The sequence below is a fragment of the Hymenobacter sp. YC55 genome, assembly GCF_029433095.1.
In the GTDB taxonomy this organism is placed as follows: Bacteria; Bacteroidota; Bacteroidia; order Cytophagales; family Hymenobacteraceae; genus Hymenobacter.
The window spans coordinates 1,272,766-1,297,499 of the sequence record NZ_JARNTX010000001.1 but is presented as its reverse complement, the minus strand read 5'-3'; the positions used below and the strand labels follow the sequence as shown (position 1 = coordinate 1,297,499).

Annotated in this window: 24 protein-coding genes; 17 read left to right on the top strand and 7 right to left on the bottom strand. The window is 55.2% G+C overall.

The features are described 5' to 3' along the window. Nucleotides 1–87: 87 nt before the first annotated feature. From P1X16_RS05605 to P1X16_RS05595, 3 genes are all read right to left on the bottom strand, one after another. A complete protein-coding gene (locus tag P1X16_RS05605; protein WP_277226875.1) occupies nucleotides 88–1,011 on the bottom strand; it encodes an arginine deiminase-related protein in 924 nt (307 codons plus the stop codon). Nucleotides 1,012–1,110: 99 nt separating this feature from the next. Beyond that, complete coding sequence (locus P1X16_RS05600; protein ID WP_277226874.1) at nucleotides 1,111–2,931, bottom strand: OmpA family protein; 1,821 nt, start codon at nucleotides 2,929–2,931, stop codon at nucleotides 1,111–1,113. Nucleotides 2,932–3,131: 200 nt separating this feature from the next. Beyond that, complete coding sequence (locus P1X16_RS05595) at nucleotides 3,132–3,791, bottom strand: methyltransferase domain-containing protein (RefSeq protein WP_277226873.1); 660 nt, start codon at nucleotides 3,789–3,791, stop codon at nucleotides 3,132–3,134. Nucleotides 3,792–3,852: 61 nt separating this feature from the next. Between P1X16_RS05595 and P1X16_RS05590 the strand changes: the two genes are divergently transcribed. Next, a complete protein-coding gene (locus P1X16_RS05590; RefSeq protein WP_277226872.1) occupies nucleotides 3,853–4,623 on the top strand; it encodes a DUF1003 domain-containing protein in 771 nt (256 codons plus the stop codon). Between the two features lie 221 nt (nucleotides 4,624–4,844). Continuing rightward, nucleotides 4,845–5,210 (top strand): hypothetical protein, encoded by a 366-nt coding sequence (locus P1X16_RS05585; protein WP_277226871.1) that lies wholly within the window; start codon nucleotides 4,845–4,847, stop codon nucleotides 5,208–5,210. A gap of 98 nt (nucleotides 5,211–5,308) precedes the next feature. On the opposite strand, the gene P1X16_RS05580 is transcribed toward P1X16_RS05585, so the two are convergent. From P1X16_RS05580 to P1X16_RS05570, 3 genes are all read right to left on the bottom strand, one after another. Further along, nucleotides 5,309–5,737, bottom strand: coding sequence for a BLUF domain-containing protein (locus P1X16_RS05580; protein WP_277226870.1), 429 nt, complete (start codon nucleotides 5,735–5,737; stop codon nucleotides 5,309–5,311). Between the two features lie 255 nt (nucleotides 5,738–5,992). After that, nucleotides 5,993–7,186: a heparan-alpha-glucosaminide N-acetyltransferase domain-containing protein gene (locus tag P1X16_RS05575; protein ID WP_277226869.1), complete on the bottom strand. Its 1,194-nt coding sequence runs from the start codon at nucleotides 7,184–7,186 to the stop codon at nucleotides 5,993–5,995. 429 nt (nucleotides 7,187–7,615) lie between these two features. Next, a complete protein-coding gene (locus tag P1X16_RS05570) occupies nucleotides 7,616–8,464 on the bottom strand; it encodes a hypothetical protein (protein WP_277226868.1) in 849 nt (282 codons plus the stop codon). A 392-nt stretch (nucleotides 8,465–8,856) separates the two neighbouring features. Between P1X16_RS05570 and P1X16_RS05565 the strand changes: the two genes are divergently transcribed. Continuing rightward, nucleotides 8,857–9,804, top strand: coding sequence for an NmrA family NAD(P)-binding protein (locus P1X16_RS05565; protein WP_277226867.1), 948 nt, complete (start codon nucleotides 8,857–8,859; stop codon nucleotides 9,802–9,804). Between the two features lie 179 nt (nucleotides 9,805–9,983). Here P1X16_RS05565 and P1X16_RS05560 read toward each other — a convergent pair whose 3' ends face one another. After that, nucleotides 9,984–10,466, bottom strand: coding sequence for a hypothetical protein (locus P1X16_RS05560; RefSeq protein WP_277226866.1), 483 nt, complete (start codon nucleotides 10,464–10,466; stop codon nucleotides 9,984–9,986). Nucleotides 10,467–11,176: 710 nt separating this feature from the next. Between P1X16_RS05560 and P1X16_RS05555 the strand changes: the two genes are divergently transcribed. The 14 genes from P1X16_RS05555 to P1X16_RS05490 all read left to right on the top strand — a co-directional run bounded on the left by P1X16_RS05555 (nucleotide 11,177) and on the right by P1X16_RS05490 (nucleotide 24,661). Continuing rightward, complete coding sequence (locus P1X16_RS05555; RefSeq protein WP_277226865.1) at nucleotides 11,177–11,623, top strand: hypothetical protein; 447 nt, start codon at nucleotides 11,177–11,179, stop codon at nucleotides 11,621–11,623. A gap of 324 nt (nucleotides 11,624–11,947) precedes the next feature. Next, nucleotides 11,948–12,940, top strand: a complete 993-nt coding sequence (locus P1X16_RS05550) for an MBL fold metallo-hydrolase (protein WP_277226864.1) — start codon at nucleotides 11,948–11,950, stop codon at nucleotides 12,938–12,940. Between the two features lie 214 nt (nucleotides 12,941–13,154). Beyond that, nucleotides 13,155–13,595 (top strand): hypothetical protein, encoded by a 441-nt coding sequence (locus tag P1X16_RS05545; protein WP_277226863.1) that lies wholly within the window; start codon nucleotides 13,155–13,157, stop codon nucleotides 13,593–13,595. A gap of 150 nt (nucleotides 13,596–13,745) precedes the next feature. Further along, entirely contained in the window at nucleotides 13,746–14,480 is a 735-nt protein-coding gene (locus P1X16_RS05540) for a YebC/PmpR family DNA-binding transcriptional regulator (protein ID WP_277226862.1), read from the top strand. Between the two features lie 95 nt (nucleotides 14,481–14,575). Further along, the gene (locus tag P1X16_RS05535; protein WP_277226861.1) at nucleotides 14,576–15,211 is read left to right on the top strand and encodes a hypothetical protein; all 636 of its coding nucleotides are present in this window, start codon (nucleotides 14,576–14,578) and stop codon (nucleotides 15,209–15,211) included. Between the two features lie 93 nt (nucleotides 15,212–15,304). Then, on the top strand, nucleotides 15,305–16,348 hold the full coding sequence (locus P1X16_RS05530) for a proline iminopeptidase-family hydrolase (RefSeq protein WP_277226860.1): 1,044 nt from the start codon (nucleotides 15,305–15,307) through the stop codon (nucleotides 16,346–16,348). A gap of 136 nt (nucleotides 16,349–16,484) precedes the next feature. After that, nucleotides 16,485–16,796 (top strand): hypothetical protein, encoded by a 312-nt coding sequence (locus P1X16_RS05525; RefSeq protein WP_277226859.1) that lies wholly within the window; start codon nucleotides 16,485–16,487, stop codon nucleotides 16,794–16,796. Between the two features lie 136 nt (nucleotides 16,797–16,932). Then, complete coding sequence (locus P1X16_RS05520) at nucleotides 16,933–19,803, top strand: FG-GAP-like repeat-containing protein (protein WP_277226858.1); 2,871 nt, start codon at nucleotides 16,933–16,935, stop codon at nucleotides 19,801–19,803. A 174-nt stretch (nucleotides 19,804–19,977) separates the two neighbouring features. Continuing rightward, complete coding sequence (gene rluF / locus P1X16_RS05515) at nucleotides 19,978–21,081, top strand: 23S rRNA pseudouridine(2604) synthase RluF (protein ID WP_277226857.1); 1,104 nt, start codon at nucleotides 19,978–19,980, stop codon at nucleotides 21,079–21,081. A gap of 334 nt (nucleotides 21,082–21,415) precedes the next feature. Continuing rightward, entirely contained in the window at nucleotides 21,416–21,811 is a 396-nt protein-coding gene (yiaA, locus tag P1X16_RS05510; RefSeq protein WP_277226856.1) for an inner membrane protein YiaA, read from the top strand. 95 nt (nucleotides 21,812–21,906) lie between these two features. Further along, nucleotides 21,907–22,461, top strand: coding sequence for a sugar O-acetyltransferase (locus P1X16_RS05505; protein WP_277226855.1), 555 nt, complete (start codon nucleotides 21,907–21,909; stop codon nucleotides 22,459–22,461). A 113-nt stretch (nucleotides 22,462–22,574) separates the two neighbouring features. Next, complete coding sequence (gene yiaA, locus P1X16_RS05500) at nucleotides 22,575–22,967, top strand: inner membrane protein YiaA (protein ID WP_277226854.1); 393 nt, start codon at nucleotides 22,575–22,577, stop codon at nucleotides 22,965–22,967. 387 nt (nucleotides 22,968–23,354) lie between these two features. Beyond that, nucleotides 23,355–24,350, top strand: a complete 996-nt coding sequence (gene bioB, locus P1X16_RS05495) for a biotin synthase BioB (RefSeq protein ID WP_277226853.1) — start codon at nucleotides 23,355–23,357, stop codon at nucleotides 24,348–24,350. Nucleotides 24,351–24,397: 47 nt separating this feature from the next. Beyond that, nucleotides 24,398–24,661, top strand: a complete 264-nt coding sequence (locus tag P1X16_RS05490) for a hypothetical protein (protein ID WP_277226852.1) — start codon at nucleotides 24,398–24,400, stop codon at nucleotides 24,659–24,661. Nucleotides 24,662–24,734 lie beyond the last annotated feature (73 nt).

The following is a 24,734-nucleotide window of genomic DNA, read 5'->3' as shown; positions in this document are numbered from 1 at the left end:
TTAGAAGAAGCGCACCTGCTCCCTAGGCTCGCACCTTCCTCACGCAAACACACTTGCAATTCAAGCCACCTTCCGCCTTGCTTGTCATCACCGAATAGCCGGCAGAAACACTTCCGCTAGCATACACCGGACACTTCCACCCCCAATGGTTTCGATGGTAGGAATGGGCAGCGGCAGCAGTTCGCAGTACTTGCTTAAGGTAGCGTGTTGCGTTGGCGTGAGGGCGTCGAAAGCACGTTGCGACATAGCCAGCAGAGTAGCGCCTGTAGCTGACTGTAGCGCCAACATATTGCCAGCGAAGTGTGCTACCTGCGCCAGCGAAATATCCACGATTTCGTGACCGGTGAGCGAGAAAGAAGCAACCACAGCGGCGCGTTCTGCGGTATTTACTATGCTTTCCAGACACACCACCGCAAACCCCGACCCAATGCTCAGCATCACGTTGGTGTGGTAGATTTCCAGACCGTGGGCATCGTGGGCGTGGAAAGTAACCGGCCGGTACCGAAGTTGAGTTGCTACCTCGGCAAACAAACCCGCATCGGTGCGGGGCGAAAGGCAGGCGTAGGCAATGCGGTGCTCGTGGTCGAAGATGATGCTGCCCGTGCCTTCCAGATACCGCCCCTCCTGTTCGTGGGCCGATAAGTCGAGGACTTCCGTGACGGTAAAGTGTTGGCGCAAGGCGTCCAGAATATCGGGGCGGCGCTCCGGGCGCCGGTTGGGGGCGCACATTGGGTAGAGCAGCACCCGGCCATCAGGATGCAGCGTCAGCCAGTTGTTGGGGAATACTGCATCGGGCTTAGCAGGCTCTGGCGTGTCTTCGAAAACCACTACCTCTATTCCTTTCGCCCGCAGGCTGGCAACCATGGCGTCAAACTCAGCGAAAGCCAGCGCTTGCACAGTGGGTGCATCAAGGTCGGCAATAGCTTGCTGAAAATAGTTGGAAGCAGCCGTTTCAAGGTTGAAGCCAAAGCGCGCTGGGCGCACCAGAAAAACCGTATTGGTGGATTGCATGACTTTCGCCTGGAACTGGAGTAAGAAGAACAGCCAAAAGTAGCTGGCTTCTCCTGGAAGTATGCTCTGGCTTCACTCCATAGTTGCTGCCGGGTTGTTTTAGGGCACCGACTCAGTGGATGCGGAGTCATCGGCCCCGGACGGTGTGTCCTCCGTGCTATCTGTTCCTGGGTCTGACGGAGTGGGAGCTACGGCTTCATCTTCCGAGAGCTTTTGCAGTTCTTTAAGTTTCAGCCAGCCAGTAGCCAGGGCGCCGTTTGGGTTCCAGAACTTAATCTTTACTAGGCCGTTGCGCTCAGCTCCCCCATACAATATCTCGCCTTTGCGCAAATATCTTTTGGTGGCCTTTGCTTGGTTGGGTGCCGCAAAAAGATACGCCATTCGCGCGGTTACTTGATAACGACTATCGGCTTCCGTCTGCTCAATAACGGGCTCTACCGGCCCTTCACCGGGTGCTATCCCCGTTGCTATAACTGGTTCATCGGTCAGTTGATTGGCGGTATCCTGCGGCAACGGCACTTTCGCGCCAGAACTATCCGCTGGCTTTGCTACTGCAGCCAGCAGCGGCGCGGCAGGGGTTGCTAACAAGGGGCCCAACTTGTTGATGACTTTGATACGAAGTTGCCGGTCAGGTGCCTGGCTTACCGCCGTGCTGTTGGGAGTAGCCGGCGCCGCGTCGTTGTAGCCGGCAGCCTGAAGGCGGCGTGGCGAAATACCTTGGGCAACCAAGGCTCGTATAGCCGATTGCGTCCGGGCTTCGCTCAGGCGCGAATTTTTCGGGTTGCCGGGGTAGCCGCCCAACAAGAGCTGGGCCCGCGGAAAAGTGCGCAGAATGGTCGCCAGATTACGCAGCTGTTCCCCGGAGTTAGCAGTCAAAGTAGCCTGCCCTGGGTTGAAAGACACTTGGTCCACATTGATCCAGCCGGCGGCAGCATTCAACGGATCGACTTGCTGCGTTGGGTCGGCCAGGAAATGATACAGCTGATACTCGGTGGAACTGGAGTTTACCTTCAGGGTGGTGCCGTTGAAGAGCGTGATAACCAGCGGCTGGCCAGGCCGCACTTTGGCAACGGGCACAGTGGCGTCGGTGGGCGGGACCGCAGCACGGGGTTGGGTTGTAGCGCCGGTATAGGTTGCGGGTACCACCGCCTCCGTTGCAACTGATGCCATTGGCGCATACGTCCAGCGGAAAATGCCATATCCCAGCGCCAAGCCCACCAGCACCAGCAAAGGCCACACCCAACGATGCCGCTTGCTGGCTTTCACTTCTGGCGCAGCGGGCTGAGGTATAAAAATACTGCCCCCACCTACCTCCTGCCACTCACCGGCTCGCGCCACAAACGTAGGAGCCGGGGTAGGTTTGGTAGGCGCGGTCTGGCGGGTAGTTGCCGACCGAGAAGCGCCCACGTCGGCGCTAGGCTGCGAAACGCTTGCGCTACTAGTGCGCTGCTTTTCACTTTGGAGCCAAGCGCCTAACTCAGTTGTTCCCAAATCGTGCTCGGTGGTGTACTTGGCTAGGGCCCCAAGCACGGCAGCAACTGCTACTTCCAACAGCGGCGCGTACGAGGCGAGAGAAAGGCCCGCCTTCGTAGCCAACCGATAAACAGTGGTTTGGTAGGCATCGCCAAGCAGTTCTCGGAGCAACAGAACTCCACGCCCCTGCCAGTTGGCCACGTCCATAGCATCGAGCTGCCTAAGCACCTGATCGGCCTGCGCCTGCCGGGTTAAGTCCCAAACGAAGTCAACGCCATCTGGGTGACTAGCCCGTTGGGCCAGCGTGTCAATCACCAACGGCAACAGTTGCGTCAGCGCCTGCCCCGTCGTGGCGGCACTCTGGCCGACTAGCACGCTTAGCTGGTTGAGGTGCTCGGCGCGTATGCAACTGCTTACCACTTCAAGTACCGTTTCTTCCCGCTTCATGCCCATTGTTTGGTGAAATTTTTGGCCTGGTTACTTCCAAATCACACTGGAATATCATAAACCATACCACACAAAGTTCCGCTTATTTACATTCAGTCAGGTTCTTACACATATTTTCATTGCCTTAAAGCTTCCGCTTTCAGCTACATCCGTGTCTTAGTTTTTGTCTCAAAACTTCGACTATTGGTGCGTTAGAGCCTTTATTCCGGCTGAATCAGTGCTGGCTTGTTTACCCGGCCGACTACCGCAAAAAGTGGGTCGGAACGGCGGGGTGCGGGGCTACGGTCGAGCAGCTCGATGGCGTGCCAGTGGTTGGCAGCCTGCAAGTATTGCTGCACAAGCGCCAAGTGGCCCCGGTCGTCGAGGGCGTGCCAGGCGGCTATGGCTTTGCTTGGGAAGCAGCGGTTGGAGAAGGTGATGACGAGGGGCGCATTGGGTAGCATAACCCGGGCTAGTTCGCGCAGCACCGTCACGGGCTGCGTGAGGTAGTCAACGGACACGCAAATGGCCGCACCATCGAAGGTATTGTCGGCGAAGGGCAGCAGGGGTTGCTGATTGAGGTCCTGCACCACGTAGTCGGCCAGGCGCGGGTTGGCGCGCAGTTCCCGTTCGTTCATGCCCAAGCCCACCACCCGCTCGTAAGGCACTTCGGCGGGCAGGTGGCTAACCCAACTGCTCATCAAGTCGAGCAGCGTGCTGTTGGCCGCGAAATACTCCCGGTAAAGCTGCGTCACGGCAGCAATGGCTGCGTCGTCGATGTGCGTAACGAAGCGTGGCTGGCGGTAAAATTCAGCGTCGGGCGTTTCGTCGTAGCGCCGGAACGCGTCTTGCGGAAAAGAAGGGCTGCTGTCTTGGCTCATGGGTGGCGTTTATCTATTCAAACAGCCCAGCCCCTAAAAGGTGAGGCGTGCTCCTGCTTTTGTGGCACCTACTACGCACGCGCAGCAGCCAGCAGCACGACGGGCCACTCTCCTATTCTGCCTACTCGCCGACGAGCTAGATAACGCCCCTACTAGCTCAACAGGGCAGAAAATTGGCACCTCGGCCACAGTTGAAATACTTAATGCGGCGTATAAAAATGCAGACCAACTGCAAGCAGAACCGCCCGTGTACCCCAACCAACCCCCTACAGAACCAACACCCTCAACCGGCACTGCTCAAATTGTCGAGCGTAATATTCGGGCGCTTCTGGAGCGTGAACAGCAAAGGGACCGGCAAAAAAGCTGGCAGAACCGAGTGGCCGACGTGGTTACGGGTTTCACAGGCAGCATGACGTTCGTGTTTATCCACTTAGCTCTGTTTGGGGGCTGGATAATGTGGAACCTCGGCTGGCTCGGGCTCAAGCCGTTCGACCCTTCTTTTGTGGTGCTGGCTATGTTTGCTTCCGTAGAAGCCATTTTCCTATCCACATTTGTGCTGATCAGCCAAAACCGTATGGCCGAGCTGGCCGACCGCCGGGCTAACCTCGATTTGCAAGTAAGCTTGCTGAGCGAGCATGAAATCACGCGGCTCATTATTCTAGTGACAGAAATGGCCAAGAAGATGGATATCAAGGAGGCGCACGACCCTGAAATACCAGAACTGGCGCAGGATATTCGGCCCGAGAAGGTGCTGAACACCATCGAGCAGCACGAAGCGCGCTTCGCGGATCAGCAGACTAACTCCGCCGCCAGCTCAGCGCCCACCACCTAATGTGCAGAAGGCAGCGGCCGGACAGATGGCAACGTCGGGTAGATGGGGCAAATGGCAGACACAACTTGGCCATTGGTAGATGAATCAGGGCAAAGCGGCCTGACTGCGCAAAGTAGGCCCCATGCTTGCAAGTGGAGTATCAAGCGCTTAGCACTACTACAACGGTGGTTTGCTTGCTTAACCCAACAGATACGCTACCACTTTTCAACCTTTCCAAAGTCATGAAAAAAGCCTTGTTTTCCCTCGCCACTGCCTTCGCCTTGTTGTCTTCTAGCACTTCGTTTGCCGCTCCTACCCCCGACCGCCACGACGACAAACGCCGCCAAGAGGTTAGCCGCTACGACGACCGTAACGATAAAGATTTCAACTACGGCTACGACAGAAAGCACAGAGTAACTGCCCAAGAAAAGGCTCGTTGGGAAGCCGCCCATCGTAACGACCGCCGCGACAGCAGCTACGGCCGCTACGACAACGACTTCAACTACGGCTACGATAAAAAGCACAAAGTGACGGCCCAGGAGAAAGCGCGGTGGGAAGCTGCTCACCGCAATGACCGCCGCGACTACCGCAACGACAGCCGCCGGTAAGTACGAGCATCACCACCTTAGGAAACAAGAAAAGCGCCCACCTAGGTGGGCGCTTTTCTTGTTTGTACTGTCGATTAAAACAAACTGTCCGGGTGCCTCTAAGGATGAGTGCCGTCGTTGAGCACGAAAGACTTCAGCAGCACGAGCATACTCTCGTCGATTTCTGGCAGATGAGCATCCAGAAAGTTGGAACGATACGGATTGATGTATCCGGTGAGGCGCACGAAATCATCACTCTTCAGGGGTTGAAAGCCCATTGACCAGTCGCCGAAGATGCGCCGCTCAATAGGCCCATCCGACAATTTAAGGACGTGCATGTGACGCTGGTCAACCACTATTTTGGCATAAACGAGCCGAAGTGCCTGCTCTTCACCCTCCAAAACCTGTAGGAAGTTGCCATTGCCGTAAAGCAACAATCCTGTAATACCAAGGGCGGAATTGTTGGTGCGTGACTGCTGCAGCAACCACTTCAAATCGGCTGTGGTCGGGTGTCCCACGGCCGTACTTTGATAAACAATGTGGTGCATATACTACAATACTGAAATACTGAGCCTAGAGGTCCGAAACAGGGTCAACGATACGCAGCGGCCAGAACTAGCCTAGCACATCAAAACGAAAATTTAGCAGCTTGAAAGAATCGATCTGCTTAGCAACACGCTCGGCTATCGACCGAACACCGACCAACCCCACCAGTTTCGATGATTATACCAGAGGGCCTACCAGTGGTTGAATTTAGAAATACCTACGACTAATTCCACGGCACTCGGCGCTTTCCTGACAGCCTACAAATACGACAGCCACCAGTAGGAATGCTGCTGTTTAAAACGCTGATACCATCGGCAAGGGAAATACAGCGTCACCACTACCCCAACCCATACCACGTAGGCTCGCAGTAAACTTGAGTGATAGGCGGCAGGCCAATTTTTAACTTCAAGAAACGAGAAGTTTACGGGTCGCCCGAAGGCTAGCCGCGTCCAGACCCACGCAGATGCACTAATCAGTAGCAGGTGCAGGATGTAGTAGAAAAACGGCACCTGCCCGAAAGTACGCAGCCATTGGCTTGGTCGGCTTGTGGCGGTTTCGGCAGCACTTAGCAAGAGCAACGCCACTCCGAGCGTGAGGCACAGAAACAACAACGACGGCGGATACTTGGTGATATTTAGAAACGACAGCACACTATACAGTAGGCCCCGCGGCTGCACGCTCCAGGGCACCAAGTCGCCGTACCAATTGGTGGCGCGTAGCGCCACAAACCCTACCAGCAAAGCCACTCCGGCTCGGCGCAACAGCGGCTTCCGCTGCAAGAGAGGCAACTGAAACCAGGGCCCAATCACGTAGCCGGCCAGCATAACGCCTAGCCACGGCCCAATGGAGTACGCCACCAAAAAGGGCGGCAGGGGTGCAATAGGCACCACGAACGGCGTGTTGTGAAGCAGCGCCCAGCCGAGGTTTGCAGCCGTTACGGGTTGGATAACGGGCAACAAGTTGTGCCCCGCCACTATTACAACGGCGAGTACGGCCAACACTGCACGCGGCAGCCAAATCAGCGCCGCCAACAGCACCATGCCCCACCCTATCACCCAAATAACTTGCAGCAACAGCAGATTGTAGCCCCATTGCAGGATGAAGTTGATAACCACCAACTCCAGTACTACCAGCCACAACCCGCGCGTAATCAGAAACCGACTTACCACCGGCCGCTTCGCCTGTTTCTGCTGATAAAGCCAAATGCTAACCCCCGACAGAAAAACGAACGTTGGGGCGCAGAAATGCGGCATCCAGCGAGTGAAAAACAGCAACGCGGAAGCCTGCGTCACGTCCTCGGGGCGCACCGTGGTTGGGGACCAGAACTCGCGTATGTGGTCGAGCGCCATAATCACCATAACCAGCCCGCGCACCACATCCACCGCTTGCACGCGCGACGACATGACGCGGTCAGAGGCTGAAACCTGAGCAGGCACGACGGACTGTAGCATACTACACGTGGCAAGACATGAATGGGATTGGGATGCTCCCCCGTCGAACAGTACCCTGAAAGAAAGCTGCTTGACGACTTTTCGCCAGCAGGCACCGACGGTACCTACTCGGCGGCAACGGCCTGTTAATAGTCGTTACCTAGTGACGAAATGCCGGGTCAGAAAGTATATAAAATTTTTATAATGAGCTTCATATCTATTGCCCAATCTTCCTTTTGGCCTTGTCTACTATACTAGCTCGCCCTGACCTGCGGTATCTGTCAGGTTTCCTTTGAGTTGCTAGAGCCAGCAGGCGTTTTTAAAGACATGCAGTTCTACTCGTTGGCCATGACTTTACCCATAGCCGCCGTGACAGCGTTAAGCAATACATTGCTTAGCTACGCGTACCAAGCGCTTGGCAACTTGCTAAATGCACGCGGCTTTTTGAGGCTAGCGTAAGGCGCCCTTCCGCATCCAGCCGGTAGTGGTTACCTTTTCCCAGTTGGTGAACGTGACAAACACGGCATCACCGCGGGATTCGCCGAGCTGTACTTTGTCGCCGCGCACGCAATGGGCTTTGCGGGGTTGCGTTAGGTCGGGCGAGTTATAGAAGTAAGACCGGTCTACCTGCACCACCGCCGTTGCGTTGCCGCTGGCCTCAGCAGCCTCGGCTGGAGCACTTGAGGCTTGCCCGCTTTCATAGGTATCATCGGGCTGTGAGGCAGTTGCCGACGGGCTGGCTGCTTGTGTTGGCTGGCTGCTCCTTGACCGAACAGAAGTTGGGGTAGCTGCTAGCTTGCTTATTTCTTGTCTTTTCAACCACCCCGTAACCGTGGCCCCGTTGGGGTTCTTGAAACGAGTTTTCACGAAGCCATTGCTTTCTTGCTCCCCGTAAATCACGTCGCCGCGCAGCAGGTATTTTCCACTGGGCGTCCCTTGCTCGGGAGCATCGAAAAAATACGCCGTTTCGGCTGTTACGCGGTACCGGCTACCGGTGCCCCGCATCTGCTCTGTGGGCGTGGCGGCATTGTCGGGCGCAGTTTCTTCGGTTTCTGAGGTGGGCTCTTCTTCGGCGGCAGTTTGGCTGATGGGCTCTTCCGAGGCTTGGCTGCTGGATTTGTCTTCAAAGCAAGAAGTCAGCGCCGTCATGAGCCCAATCAACAGCAGCACCTGCCAGCCTCCTCTTCTACCCTTATCTGCGCTAAGCCCGGCGTCACTTATCAAATGATTGCAGTGCGGAGCGGATACTTGGGAATTAGGTGTACGCTGTATTGCAGAGGTGGGCTTTTGCGGGTTCATCGGCGTGTTGTTGCTAGGTGACTACGGGCGGTGCATCGCAATACGTAGTTTCCAGTTAAGCCGGTGGCCAACAGGCCAGCTTATCTATCCGGGCGAGCTAGGATCAGGCAGACTATCATAGGCGCGAATGCAGGCATTAAGCCTATATCATACGGTGCATCCTCTATTCACAGGAAGCTTCTACTATCGGTTTAGCTCTAATTGCGTATGGATGAGCTAGCCGGGAAAACACTCCTTCTTAGCCATTCACTGCCCTGAAGATGTTCCTGTTTCTCACGGTGGCTGGTTGGCAGCGGCTGCTGTCAGAAAGTTTCTCGGATAGTATTCCAACTTAAAACCTTCGCGCGAAAACACTCTTATCAATCCGTAATTGTCTCATCCAACACCACCCTATGACTTCGCTCCCGCTAGAGGATAACACAAATTCTTTACCTACTACGAACCCTGAACCGGCAACCATCGTGCTGGCTGGCGCTACCGGAGCCCTTGGTTTGCTGATCGCGCACCATCTTCTCCAAAGGGGAGCCACTGTGCGGGCGCTCGTACGGCCCGAAGCCAGCACCAAGGCAGAAGCCGAATCGTTGCGGCTGCAAGGCGCTACGATAGTGAAGGTTGACTACAACGATAAGGCGGAACTTACCAAGGCTTGCACTGGCGCTACCTGCGTAGTGTCGGCGGTGTCGGGGCTGCGGGAGGTGATTGTGGAAACCCAGACGCGGCTGCTGGAAGCGGCTGTAGCTGCGGGCGTGCCCCGTTTCATTCCCTCCGACTTTTCAGCCGACTTCACCAAGCTTCCCGAAGGCTCGAACCGCAACTTCGACCTGCGCCGGGAGTTTATGCGGCGCCTCGACCAAGCGCCTATTCAGGCCACTTCCATTCTCAACGGCATGTTTATGGAGCTGCTGAAGGGCCAGGCACCACTCATCTTGTCGGGCCCGCGCCGGATTCTGTATTGGGGCGACGCCGACCAGCCCCTCGACTTCACCACCATGGTGAATACGGCCGAGTTTACGGCGGCCGCCGCTCTCGACCCAAGCACGCCTCGCTACCTGCGCGTGGCGGGTGAAGTGGCCAGCATCCGTGGGCTGCAAGTTGCCGCTACCGAGGCTATGGGCAAGGAGTTTCGCTTGTTGCGGGCCGGTAGCCTGGGCTTCCTTGGCACCTTAATCAAAGTAACTCAAACTATTGCGCCGGCGAAAGAGGAAGTATTTCCGCCGTGGCAGGGGATGCAGTATCTGCACAACATGCTCAGCGGCCAAGCTAAGCTGGCTACCCTAGACAATGCCCGCTACCCCGGTATTCGCTACACGCAGGTACGGGAGTTGCTGGCAACGAAGTAGCAAGGGCCTGACCGACGTAACGAAAGCGCCGGCCAGGCTTTTTTCCACGCTATGGCAACGACTAGGGCAGGGTTAAGTCAACTGCCTTTTCGCTAGGCCATTCGGGGTTCTAGCTGTTTTCCAAGGGATTGAATGATAAGCTACCGGTGCAGCAGGCCGTTTTGCAAAGATAACCTCGGCTAAGGCTTCACCAGCGGCCATTTGAAACTGATGCCTTTGGCCTCCTCGGTTATTAGATCGAGCTGGCCTGGCTTGGGCTTTACGGGCTTGGTTTGCAAGTAGGGCGTAAGCTTGCCATTGGCGCCTACTATCGCCAAATTTTCATAAGCAATAAACACATGCAGATGGTCACCCGACTGATACATGCCGACTAAAGACCGTAAATCTACTTGGGGTTGATTGACGAGCATACTACCCAAAAGAGGGCGCCCGTGGCGTACCAATGTCAGTTGTGCATTTCTAAATCGTAAGTTTCCCTGCGTTGGACACCCGGCGTCGGGAATAACGCGCAAGGTTACGCTTGGGAACAACGCGCTGCCCGTTGCAGGCACCTCCATGTTGTTGCGCAACAGCTTTATTATGGGCGTAGCGCAGTCGGATTGAGCGGTGGCGGCAGAAGAAGTGGCAAAGAATAGTAGCGGTAAGAATAGCTTAGGTAACATGCACAGTTTGAATTGGTATGGCCAAAGCTGAAAGTTAAGTTTTCTGAATGCTTAGGCAACACCAGATTAGGCAAAGCCAGCCGCTGTGTTTTAGGGAGTACAGCAAAGCTACTTCAGCGAGTTACCCAAATCGTAAACCCCTATCGATAAGTAAGTTATTGACCTTATACAGTATATGAAGCCTGAAATTGCGTGGCTTGCTTCCGCGGCTTGCATACAGCCTAGCCTAGCAAGCAGGCTGGACCTGTTCACTTAATCTTAATCTGACTTTCTCGGCCTAAAAACAAAAACTTCCGTATCGGTCCGGGGCTAGCGTAGTGGCGCCTTTCCAAATCGGCTTGTTTAAAAAGATTATGCGTCCTTTTGCAATTTTTTTTCGGTTGTTCTTATTTCTCGTCCTCCTTGTTGGGGGAGCAGCCAATCGGCAACCAGACTTGCACCAACAATCCTCTAGAAAACGCCTTGCAAGCCCCAAAAAGGAAGTAACGCGCCATTCTCTGATTTCCAAGCTGAACCGGCAACTGCTTTGCGTAGGTAGCTTAAAGAGCTTAGCGAAGCTCAACAGTTATAACAAAATCAAGATTTATTAGTCTATTCCGGGTTACCTCCCGTTGAATGGCTGTATAAACAGCAAGTTACACAGTTACCCTACCAGGCTAACTGCCGTAATCGAAGTAGTTCACCCCACTCTTACCAACCAAAACAAACTTATGAAAAAGGTATTGTTCCTGGCCCTAGCGGCCGCCTCGTTCACTTTCTCTTCTTGCGGTAACAATGCTGGCGAAGGCAGCCAAGCTGGCGGCGAAAGCAGCGGCGCTTCCGGCACTTCAACCGAATCGTCAACTTCTGATGCTGGCACCGGTTCCGACGCTGGTATGGGTTCTGACTCTTCTATGTCGGGCGGCTCAACGGCTGGTGGCTCGATGGGCACTAGCGGCAGCACTGCTGGCAGCACCACCGATGCTGGCACTACGGCTGGTACCACGGGCGGCAGCACCGCTGGTGGCGCTTCTACGGCTGGTGGCAGCACTGCCGGTGGCACTTCAACTGGCGGCGCTTCTACGGCCGGCGGTAGCACCACGGGTTCTTCTACGGCTGGTGGCGCTACTACAGGCAGCGCCTCGACTACTGGCGGCAGCACAACTGGCGGTATGTAAGTCGTACTGACGTACAGCACTTTCCTATAAAGAAAAGCAGCTCCTCGGTATCGGGGAGCTGCTTTTCTTTATAGGAATCTAGAAAAGGCCCCGCTAGTAGCTGGTTTTAGCAACCAGATTTCCAGCGAGACCTTATTAGTGCAGTACTAGGCAATCAAACGAAACACTATGCTAGCTTATGTTGCATTGCTATGTAGTGAACAAGGGAATTGGCCGGGCTGAAAGATGTTGAACTTAACCTTTCTAAGAGAGAAACCCTGCTTTCCTGTGCTACTCTTCAGGTAGAATCCCGTACTACTTGCCAGACCTTATGCATCTGGATTTATGAAACAAGTAGCTGCTGGTGTATACCAGCTTACCATCCAACGGTTTGTAAACCTTTACTTCGTTGAAACAGACACCCTCGGCGAATGGGTGCTGGTAGATACGGGCCTACCTGGTTCCGAAAAAAGTATCATTGCAGCGGCCGACGCGCACTTTCACTTCGGCAGCCGTCCACAGGCTATCATCTTGACCCACGGGCACATGGACCACTCCGGCTCGGCGTTGGCGCTGGCTGAGCATTGGCAGGTGCCCGTGTTTGCGCACCCGCTCGAGCTGCCTTTCCTCACGGCCCGAGCCGTGTATCCGCCCGCCGACCCTACCGTGGAAAATGGCGGTTCCTTGGCCTTTGTTGCCCGGTTTTTCCCGCCCCAGTCGTTCCAACTGAGCAGCGTAGTGCAGGCCCTCCCCGCCGACTCCGACACCGTGCCCTTCCTTCCCGACTGGCGCTGGTACCACGTACCCGGTCATGCTCCGGGCCAAGTGGCCTTATTTCGGGAGAAAGACGCTACCCTTCTCGGCGCCGATGCCTTTGCCACTACCAATCACGAGTCGGTGCCGTCGGTGCTGCTGCAACGGCCGCAAATAAGCGTGGCGGGCGCCCCCTTCAACTATAATTGGCAGCAGGTGCGCGAGTCGGTGCAGAAGCTGGCAGGTTTGCGCCCGGTAGCTATTGGCTGCGGACACGGCCCAGCCATTCAAGGGGCCGAAGCCACCGATGGCCTGCAAAAGCTGGCGAACTTCTTCCCCATGCCCACCTACGGCCGCTACGTCAACGACCCGGCGCGCCTCGATGTGAACGGGGTGGCCTACCTGCCCATTGCCCCCGACGACCCAATGCCCCAGCGCCTAACCCTGGCCCTCACGGGTGTGGGGCTGTTGGCAGGGGCCGCCTTACTACTTGTATTACAGCGCCAACGGCGCCGCAAGCAGCAGACCTTTCCTACCACCGACTACGTATCCTCTCGCCGCTTCGCAGTGGGCTCCAGCCGATAAGCAGGCTAAACACAAGCCTTGCTAGCCGCGCTAGGCACATCAGCGGAGCGAGGCCAACTCTGTCGGTAACCTTATAGCCTCGGCTTCTACTCGTGTATGAGCCGAGGCTATTTGCTTTTCGCGGCTGAGCAAAGTCTTGTCACCGCCTTCAATGACTAGCCCGAACTGCTTGCTTTGTGAGCAAGGAAACCGCGTGGCGGTAGTACATTTCGGGATGATTCGTCTTCTCTTCTTTCTTGCCTGCCTCGTATTGGCCGCTCCATCGGCTACGCTGGCACAACGAGCGGCCACACCGGCTCCCACGCTTAAACCGTCGTTTTTTACCACCTATACCTACCTCACCTACGATATTCTGGATAAGAGCAGCGGCCCCACTCCCATTGCCGCCAAAGGGGTAGGTGGCACGCTGACCCTCAGCCCCAACGGCACCTACCAAAAGCACTTGCAGCTAGCCAATGCCGGCACCACCATGAGCTTCGACCAAACCGGCCGGTTCACGTTCTCTGGCGACCAAATCAGCTTCTCCTACACCGACAAGAAAGGCCAGCCCCGCACCGACCAAGGCTCTTTTCGCTTGCGCAATAATCTGCTCACGCTCACCATCCAGGGCTTTCCGGCCGGCAACTATAGCACGTACACGCTTCGGGCTCAATAGCCGTTTTCCGGAAGCCTTGGCACGTTAGGCCACCCATAGTGTGAATAGCAATTGCGCCCCGCTGGGCTTTCTGTTAACTTGCACGCCTCTTTCGGCCCACCCTCGCCGACACAAAACTCACCAATTCACATTTATACCAACTTACCATAGATGGGACGCGCATTTGAATTTCGTAAAGGCCGCAAAATGAAGCGCTGGGACCGGATGTCTAAAGACTTCACCCGTATCGGCCGGGAAATTGTGATGGCCGTAAAGGAAAGCGGCCCCAACCCCGATACCAACTCCCGCTTGCGCACGGCCATGCAGAACGCCAAAGGCGTGAACATGCCCAAAGACCGGGTTGAAGCCGCCATCAAGCGGGCTAGCAGCAAAGAAGAAAAGGATTATCAGGAAGTGGTATATGAAGGCTACGCTCCCCACGGTGTGGCCGTCGTGATTGAAACTGCCACCGACAACCCTACCCGCACCGTAGCCAACGTGCGCATGTACTTCAACCGCGGCAACGGCGCCCTCGGCACCGCTGGCTCTTCCGATTATACCTTCACCCGCAAAGGCGTATTCCGCCTCGCCGCCGAAGGTCTCGACCTCGACGAGCTAGAGCTAGAGCTGATTGACGCCGGCGCCGAAGACGTGTACGCCGATCAGGAAGAAGACGAGAACGGCAACGTGAAAGACTTTATCGTGGTGGAAACCACCTTCCAGGATTTCGGCCAGATGCAGAAGGCCCTCGAAGAAAAAGGGTTGGCCGTAGTTTCGGCGCAACTCCAGCGTGTACCCAACACCACCGTGCACCTGGAAGGCGACCAGCTAGAAGAAGTCATGAACCTCATCGAGAAGTTCGAAGAGGACGACGACGTGCAGGCTGTGTACCACACGCTCGGATAAAGCTTCAACTTAGCTGGCCTTAGCAGTTTTTATACTTACAACGGGTAGTTCTACAAATAGAGCTACCCGTTGCTTTTTATGGTATACCTGTTTTTATGAAATTATCTTACCACGCTTACTTTCTTGTAGGCGTACTGCTTACAAGCTGTGAGACAAAGTCTCGTCCAGAAGATGTTCAAATCATTGCCCAGCTGAAGCAACGAATAATTAACCTAAACCAGCAGATAGTTACTCAGCACGACAGTGTTCGCTATTTGCAGGAAGATTTAGCTAGAGCAGCGGCAACTGTAGCAACGCAGGAAGCGCAACTACACCCTGTCAAGCAGACTGTTACAACCGTCGTGCCGACAAAGGGCATTTTGTACCATACGCCGGAGGTGTCGAAGCTAAAGGACACGGAAATGGCAGAAGTACTAAGCCTAGCTGACTCTACCATTTCACTAACTGCTGAGGATTATCAAGTGCGAGCGTATCGCGTCTGCAATGGACCAGCCGATACCACGCTGGATTACTGCAATTGTTCGCACTACGTGTATGTAACCGTCAGTACGTACGATATTCCGGAGGAGTATCATCTATTTCGTCTCGGGCCGTTTTATCTGGCAAAATTTGTTTCTGCAAAGGGTAGCACTAAAGAGCGGCCGCTATTAGCCATTAGTCATGATATGAAGGGCCACCAACGCACGGATGTGTTTCTTATATCGCCGAGTAGTGTGCGCTACATGCAATAGCTGACTTGTAGGAGCTAATCAATGGAGAAGCGTGGTTCTTTTAAGTTTACATTGGTATCCCAACTACGCTCGTCACTGGCTCTTACGATGAAAATGAATTTAACTCAAGGCTTTCTTCTACTGCTCCTCACCGCCTGCACCACACAGCCCAAGCAAGAAACAGCTGCCTCTCCCGCTACTACCTACTTCCAACGCACTGAATCAGGTGTGCAGGACGGTGGCGTACAAGTCATCCCGATTACCACGCCTAAAGGCAAGTTCAACGTCTGGACCAAGCGCTTCGGCAACAACCCCAAGATGAAGGTGCTGCTGCTCAACGGCGGCCCTGGGGCCACGCACGAGTACTTCGAGTGCATGGAAAACTTCTTGCCTGCCGAAGGCATCGAGTTCATCTACTACGACCAGCTCGGCTGCGGCAACTCCGACAACCCCAAGGACACGGCCATGTGGAGCTTGCCGCGCTGCGTAGAGGAAGTCGAGCAGGTGCGCAAAGCCCTTCACCTCACCAACGACAACTTTTACCTGCTCGGCCACTCCTGGGGTGGCATCCTGGCCGCCGAGTACGCCTTCAAGTACCAGCAGAACCTTAAGGGCCTCATCATTTCCAACATGATGATGAGTTGCCCGGAGTACGGCAAATATGCCAACGACGTGCTGGCCAAGCAGATGAAGCCCGAGGTGCTAGCGGAAATCCGGCAGATTGAAGCTCGCAAAGATTTCGAGAATCCGCGCTACATGGAGCTACTGATGCCCAACTTCTACGTCGAGCACATCTGTCGCCTCCCGCTCGAACAGTGGCCCGAACCCGTCAACCGTTCGTTCGCCAAGATGAACCAGTCGCTCTACGTGACCATGCAGGGCCCAAGCGAGTTTGGCATTGCTGGCAAGCTCACCACCTGGGACCGAACCAAGGACTTGCCCAAGCTTTCGGTGCCCGTCCTCTCCATCGGGGGCAAGTACGATACCATGGACCCAGAGCATATGCGCCGCATTGCCATCCAAGTGCAGAACGGTACGGCCCTCATCTGCCCCAACGGTAGCCACATGAGCCTCTACGACGACCAGCAAACCTACATGAATGGCCTAATCAAGTTTGTGTTGGGTGTGAATAAAGGCGAAAAGAAAGTGGCGCTATAAACTGCCTTAGCCACGCTTACAAGCAGGTCTTTAGTGGTTAACTACTAAGTAGAACTGTTTTCGCATTCCAAGAACGCCAACGGCTCGGTTCACTAGCGCATTCTATGCTGGTGGCCTGAGCCGTTGGCGTTGTTGGATGAAAGGCTTGTCTGAAGGCGGCACTAAGAACAATCTGCTTTTTGCGAATCTGCACGCCAATTTTGTAACAATATTTATTAGTTTTGAACAATACCGTTCCATTCTAAGTACACGCTTTACTGCCAAGAACCGGAAGCTTTCCTGTTCGATGAAAATCGAGAATAAGAAAAAGCGGCGTCTCGATAGCCAGCAGCGCAACGGAAAGCAGAACTACCTACTGCTTCAGCGGAGCATCAAGAACACGATCTGTTGCTCCACTCTTCCTGTTCAAGAAGCTGCTACACTCAGGCACCTGCTTCCTGAATCCTGATTTTCTTCCATGAACAGAGTGCGGTAATACAACAATTACCGAGGGCACTTCCGTTTTGACAGCGCAACGCAGCATGAAAAACAACTACTTTTCTTCGACTTCACCGGGGCAGCCATTGGCTCTAAAGCACTCAGCTGTGGATGCACGAGTCGCAGCCACTTCCTCTCTTCGTTGGGCGCTGCACATTGCTACACAACGCTTGGCTGGTATGTTGGGCACTCTCCTACTAAGCTTGGCTCCGGCTGGCGCAGTTCTGGCCCAAGGCCCAACGGTCACGGCGCTTTCGCCAACGCGCAACGCCGTGACAGCCGCCCGCGCCACGCCTGTGGCAGTTACCTTCTCCGGGACTATCGATGCCGCTACGGGCAACAACCTTACGGTATATTCCTCGCAGGCAGGAGGCAAGAAAGCTGGCGTATACACGACCAACGGCTCTACCGTTACGTTTGATCCTACCACTGATTTCAAGCCTGGTGAAACGGTATTTGCTACCATTCCGGCCACGCTGAAAGGCACAAACGGCGCCGGAGTCAGCAAGCAGGTGTTTCAGTTCACTACCGCTACGGGCGGTGGTGGCAAAGGCACCTTCAGCGGCAACCTGAACGTGGGTGTGGGCTCCAATCCTAGAAACTCAGTTCTAGCAGACGTAAACGGGGACGGCAGCCTGGATCTACTAACAGCCAACGCAGGCAGCGGCACAGGTGACCGTCCCGGCACGGTGAACGTGCGCTTCAATGACGGGGCGGGCACATTCAGCACCACTCATCAGAACGTAGCTGTAGGAAAAGTCCCGTATTACGTGGCCACCGGGGATGTCGACGGAGATGGGGACTTGGATTTGCTTTGTGCGAACGGTGGCAACTCAAGCCAGACCGCAAGCAGCACGGTAAGTGTACGCCTCAACGATGGCAGTGGTACTTTCACTGATACCGGCCAAAACGTGTCTGTGAGTAATGACCCTGCTAGTATGGTACTAGGTGACATTGACGGCGATGGGGACCTGGACTTAATCGTAGCTAATAATTCTGGTAGTTCTCTGAGTGTACGCCTCAATAAAGGCAATGGCGATTTTGAAGAGAATCGTCAGGAGCTATCCACCGGTAACCAAGTTAGGGTTGTAGCAATAGGTGACATAGATGGTGATGGCGACTTAGACCTGCTTGCTACCAGCAACAGTCAAAACAGGGTAAGTACCCATTTGAACGGAGGTGATGCTACTGGCTCAAATACAGGCGTATTCACAAGAGGCCAGGATGTAACAGTGGGCACTCGCCCTCAAGGCCTAGCAGTAAGCGATGTGGATGGCGACGGTGACCTTGATATACTAGCGGCAAACAATGGAAATCCTGGCAATTCCAGCAGCAGCACAGTGAGTGTGCGCCTCAATGATAGCAATGGCAACTTCAGTGGTAGCCAAGAGGTACTTGTGGGCTCGACGCCACAAAGCGTGACAGTAGGTGACGTAGACGCCGACGGGGACTTAGACTTACTCACAGCGAATAATGATCCTAATGGTACCGTAAGTGTGCGCCTCAATGATGGCACTGGTAATTTTGATGGTAATCAAGACGTTACAGTAGGTCTAGATTCTCGTAGTGTAGCGGTAGGCGACTTGGATAATGATGGCGACTTAGACTTCGTGACGGCCAATTTCCTAAGTGGTTCCTCAAGCGTACGCCTCAACCAAGATCAAGCGCAAGTACCTACTATCACCAGCGTGAGCCCAGCCGCCGAGTTGCCGGGCATGCCCGTAACCATCACCGGGACCAACTTCACCAACAACAGCACGGTTAGCTTCGGCGGCGTGCCGGCCAGCAGCGTAACGTTAAACTCCTCTAGCTCCCTTACAGCCATTGTACCGGCTGGTGCGGCGGTGGGCAATAGCCCCGTAGTCGTGACCAATTCGCCTGGCAACGACGCCAGCAATCCAGCCTTCAATGTGTTAAAAGTGTTCGATGGCACAACCAGCTGCCTCACGTCGAATACCATCAATGCTACCGGTGACGGGGCTTGGCATTACTTGTTTACGGCAGAAGGTGATGTAATAGCTGCCATCCAGGACACGCGCAATAGCTTGGTCACCGTTGCGGTTGGTCTCCAAGTAATCGAATCCAGTACGCCTGTGCGCCAAGACGGACGCAACCACTATTACCTCGACCGCAACTTTGTGGTAACGGCCCGAAACGGCAACTTCCCAAACCAAACCATAAACATGCGCTTCTATGGTCTGAACAGTGAGATGGCGCGCCTCCAGACTGTTGACCCAGCCGTAAGTTATAGCAACCTCAAGGTCACTCAATACAGTAGCGAAAACAATGATGAAGACTGCGACTTTGAAAACAACGACTTCATCTACGGCAATTCCGTTGTGCTAGCTGCCCCAGCCAGCACTCCTGGCAACGACGTGCCCTGGTTTGTGGCAGAGGTAGCGGTAGCCGACCATTTCTCGGAGTTTTATCTCACGGGCAGTTCCCGGCCGCTACCTGTAGAGCTCACCAGTTTCACGGCCGAGCAGCGTAATACCTCGGTACAACTACGTTGGCGCACAGCCTCGGAGCAAAACAGCGCGCGGTTTGAAGTGGAGCGCAGCCGCGACGGCCGCACCTTCCAACCCATTGGTCAGGTAGCCGCTCAAGGCACCAGCACTCGCCCCAGCGACTACACTTTCGATGATGCAACATACCCAACGGATGTGGCCTTGCTCTACTACCGTCTGCGGCAAGTCGACCAGGATGGTACGGCCACTTACTCGCCGGTACGGACAGTAGCCCTGGGCGACGTTGCCCGTACGCTGCGCGTGTACCCCAACCCAGCCCATAGCCAGCTCACCGTAGCCGGGGTTGCGCCAGGGGCCGTAGTTGAGGTGTTCGATGCCACCGGACGGCGGGTGATGCGCATCACCGCCGACGAAAATGGCAGCAAAGAATTACGCTTGCCGGATGGGCTACCAGCTGGGGTGTACTTGGTGCGCAGTGGCGCCCAATCGAGCCGCCTAGCGGTGCAGTAAGTGGCCTCAACCAAGTACGACTGCCTTTCGGTCGTGCGGGAAAAGGCACCGGCTAACTGCGTGTTGCCTTACCGCCCTACTTCCGTCGTACCTTTACGGCCCGCCAACGTTAAATGCGTTGGCGGGCTTTTTTCCGCTGGGCCATGTACCAGCACTCAATAACCAGCAACGACTATGACCACCCGGCTCAATAAGTATATCAGTGAAAGCGGCTTCTGTTCCCGGCGGGAGGCCGACAAGTTTATCGAGCAAGGCAATGTGTTCGTGAACGGCAAGCGGGCCAAGATTGGTGTACAGGTCGGCAGCAAAGACCGGGTGGTAGTAAACGGCCACGCCATCGAGCCACGAGCCGAAGAAGATGCTGTGTACATTGCCTTCAACAAGCCGCCAGGCATCACGAGCACCACCGAGCGCGGCGTGAAGGGCAACATCATCGACTACATCAAGCACAGTGTGCGCATCTTCCCTATTGGCCGGCTTGATAAAGAGTCGCAGGGGTTGATTCTGCTGACCAGCAACGGCGACATCGTCAACAAGATTCTGCGGGCCGGCAACCGGCACGAGAAGGAATACATTGTGATGGTGGATAAGCCCATCACCGACCAGTTCATTGAAGCCATGGCCAATGGCGTGTCGATTCTGGGCGTGATGACGCAGAAGTGCGAAGTAAAGAAGGAAACCAGCTACATCTTCCGCATCACCCTGATTCAGGGCATGAACCGCCAGATTCGGCGCATGTGCGAGGCGTTCGGCTACGAGGTGGTGCAGTTGGAGCGGATTCGGGTAATGAACGTCTCGATTAAAGGCCTAGGCGTGGGTGAATGGCGCGAGCTAACCGAAAAAGAGCTGAAAGTGCTGTTCGAGATGATAGAGCACTCCAGCGGCACCGACGACGGCTCCGTACCGCGCCGCCGCAAAACCGTTTCCACCGCCGAACAATGGGCCGACCGGCCGTCGCGCAAAACGGCTCGTCCTATCACGAGCACGCCTGCTATTGCACGCCCTGCCTCTGGTTCACTTGATGAGAATACACCCCGCAAGCCCAAAACCAAGCTCGCGGGCACCTGGATAGAGAAGCCTTCGGGCCGCAAGCCGGCTGCTCCCCGTGGCTTAGCTACGGCCGGGCGTGCGGCCGGCTCAGGACGACCGATTAGCCCGCCTGGTGCCCGGCCTGGCCGCCCGGCAGGTCCCGCAAAAGGACCGGCTGGGGGCAATGCCAAGCCCAAGAACTCGACTCGTGGCACCCGCGGAAGCGCTAGGCCCGGCAAACGCTCATAGCTACAACGAGCCGCTCTAACCGAGCGGCTCGTTGCGTTTTAGGGCCGCACTGGCAGTTATAATAGAGCGCAGTAAAGTCTAATTTCTCGCAATTGAACAGGAAGCAGTCAGCAGCCGATGTCATGGCGAAAACACGTACTACATACTTGAAACAGGTGTTCCAGTAATTAAAACTACGCCTCTGAGATGTCTGCGCATCGAATTATAGTTGAATTTCAAAAGTCTAATTGAGGCGGAAGTTTGGATACAAGGTTGATGGGGTAGCCTGCTATGTTTGGCTTGTCGTCCGGCTACTCCCCGGCTTTCTTTATCCAACCCAAACTTCCTAGTACCGATGAACTCCAAGCCCTCCAACGCATTCGTTGCTGCCTCCTGGGTGGCGCTGCTGGCCGGAATGGCCGCCTTTATTATTGGCCTCTGGAATGCGCAGATGCTTCTCAACGAGAAAGGCTACTACTTCGCAGTGCTGATGTACGGTTTATTTTCGGCCGTTTCGCTGCAAAAGAGCGTACGCGACCAACTAGAAGGCGTTGCAGTAACCAACATCTACTATAGCCTGAGTTGGTTTTCTACCCTTCTGACGGTAGCGTTGCTGGTAGTAGGCCTGTGGAATGCCACGCTGGCGCTAAGTGAGAAAGGCTTCTACGCTATGGCCTTCATGCTCGCTCTGTTTGGCGCCATTGCGGTGCAGAAAAACACCCGCGACAATCGCAGCAGCAACCCTCTGTAGCAGTTAATCCCGTCCTTAGCCTTGCTGCCCGAGCAGTGCCGCTAAGGTTTGCCTACGCCAACGCCATATTGCAGTGGATTTCACTTAAGTGTTGTATGAGCGTTAGAAACGAAAAAACGAAGATGTTAGCCGGCGAGTTGTACCAGGCCAACGACCCCGAACTGGTAGCGGAGCGGCTACAGGCCAAGACCTTGTGTCACCGCTACAACCAGGAGCCCGTGCAGCTCAACAAGCAGGTGCTGGCCGAACTGCTAGGCTACGAAACCGATGCCCACATAGAAGCTCCGCTGCGCTGCGACTATGGCTACAACATCAAAGTAGGGCGCAATTTCTACGCCAACTACAACCTCACCATCCTCGACTGCGCCCCCGTCACCATTGGCGACAATGTGTTTATTGCCCCGAACGTGCTGCTTAGTACGGCGGGCCACCCCGTAGAAGTGGAACCACGCATAGCGGGATGGGAATTTGCCCGCCCTATTACCATCGGCGACAATGTATGGCTGGGGGCTGGCGTGCTGGTTATGCCTGGCGTGACCATTGGAGAGGGCACTACTATTGGGGCGGGCAGTGTCGTAACGCGCGACATTCCGGCTAATGTAGTGGCCGTGGGCAACCCGTGTCAGGTGCTTCGTGAGTTGCCTGCCTAACAGCAACTTACTTGCTGGGAAGGCATCATATAAACTTATCACTATGTTTGAAGTAACAGACCGCAGCTTTGCTGGCTGGCGGCCGTTTCGCTAATTCTTACACAGCCTGTTTTATGAACTCCAAGCCTTCCAACGCCTTTGTTGCCGCTTCCTGGGTTGCCTTGCTGGCCGGTATGACCGCCTACGTTGTAGGGTTGTGGAACGCCTCCATGCTCCTTAACGAGAAAGGCTATTACTTCACCATTCTGCTGTTTGGCCTGTTTGCGGCCGTTTCGCTGCAAAAAAGTGTGCGTGACCAACTGGAAAACATTCCCGTCACCAACATCTATTATGGTCTCTGTTGGTTTGCCACTCTGGCCGCCATTGTGCTACTAACCGTGGGCCTGTGGAACGCCACGCTGGCGCTAAGCGAAAAGGGCTTTTATGCCATGTCGTTTATGCTGGCTTTGTTTGGGGCCATTGCTGTCCAGAAAAACACGCGCGACTCCCGTAGCACCTCCGAGTAACCATTCTGGCTTATTTTCTTTATCCAAGCCTGCTACCACCTGGGGTGGCAGCAGGCTTGGATAACGAGTGTTGCAATGAAAACAGCCAGGACCAGCAAGCTTGTATATACTTGACTAGCAACACGAAACCAAATATCAGCAGGCAAATCAACTCCCGACGAAACACGCCCCCACCTTGGCCCTGGCGGGGCGGCCACCGGCAGTGCAACGCCTAGCCACTGGGGCTACACGCAGACTACGAGGGTATGTGTAACTGGCAGACACTAGCTCATTCTGCATTGCCGAAACTACTTCTCCTGTATCTTGCGGACCGCTGTGCAATTCCGATGCTGGCGGGCTGCTTTTCTTGCCAGGTTGGCAGCCGTCGAACCCAATCCTTCCCCACACATGATTCGCACTGACTGGACCCTCGAAGAAGTAAATGCCATTTATAACCAGCCCGTACTGGAACTCGTGACGCAAGCGGCTGCCATTCACGCGCAGACGCAGGCCACCGGCGAGGTACAGGTATGCACCCTGTTGAGCGTGAAAACCGGCGGTTGCCCCGAAGATTGCGCCTACTGCCCCCAAGCTGCCCGCTACCACACGGGCGTGCAAGCCCATAAACTTCTCCCCGATGCCGAAGTACTTGCTGCGGCCCAACGCGCCAAAGACTCGGGCAGCACCCGCTTCTGCATGGGTGCCGCCTGGCGCGAAATCCGCGACAACAAAGACTTCGACCGGGTACTAGGCATGGTGGAGCAAGTAAATGGCCTTGGTCTGGAAGTGTGCTGCACCCTGGGCATGCTCAACGAGTACCAAGCCGAGCGCCTCAAGCAAGCTGGCCTCTACGCCTACAACCACAACCTCGATACCAGCGCCGAGCACTACTCGGAAATCATTACCACCCGCACCTACGACGACCGCCTCAACACGCTCGAACACGTGCGCAAAGCTGGTATCTCGGTGTGCTCGGGCGGCATTATTGGCCTCGGCGAAACCGACGAAGACCGGATTGCCATGCTGCACACCCTCGCTACGCTGCCGGCTCACCCGGAGTCGGTGCCGGTGAATGCGCTGGTGCCGGTAGCTGGTACGCCCCTTGCCGAGCAACCCCGCGTGAGCGTATGGGAAATGCTGCGCATGATAGCCACAGCCCGCATCCTGATGCCGAATACCATGGTGCGTCTCTCGGCTGGTCGTCAGGAAATGCCTGTTACCGAGCAAGCGTTGTGCTTTCTGGCTGGCGCTAACTCCATCTTCAGTGGCGAAAAGCTACTTACCACGCCCAACCCTGACTTCGATGCCGACAAGCAGATGTTTGCTCTGCTAGGCTTGAAGCCCCGCAAATCGTTTAAAGATGTGCCCGAAGGCGCAGTGGTATTGGGCCGGGAATTGGTCTAGCTTCACTTAGTTAAGTTTTCGCCTTCTGTCTACTTATTTTTTCCTCAATGGATATTACGTTTCAACTAAATATAGAGCATCATTACGCCGAGGAACTACGGCAGCAACACGAGCCCATTGAAGCTCAGCGTTTAATTACAGACCTAGAAGATAAAATCGGAGCCGCGGTCAACCTCCTTTTTGAGCGTCACCATGTGTTACCCGGTGTAGGCGACCGGGTAGAGGTTGACTCCGACTGGTTGGTTGTTAGCTCGCGCAGCTTCGGACAAGACGGCTCCATCTGGCTATCGGTGAAGCGCTTCGACGCCTAATTGTTGATTTGCCTGTAAAGGTAGTACGCTTGATATTACCTGGCTTCAAAAAACGCTCTTTCGGCTTAGGCTT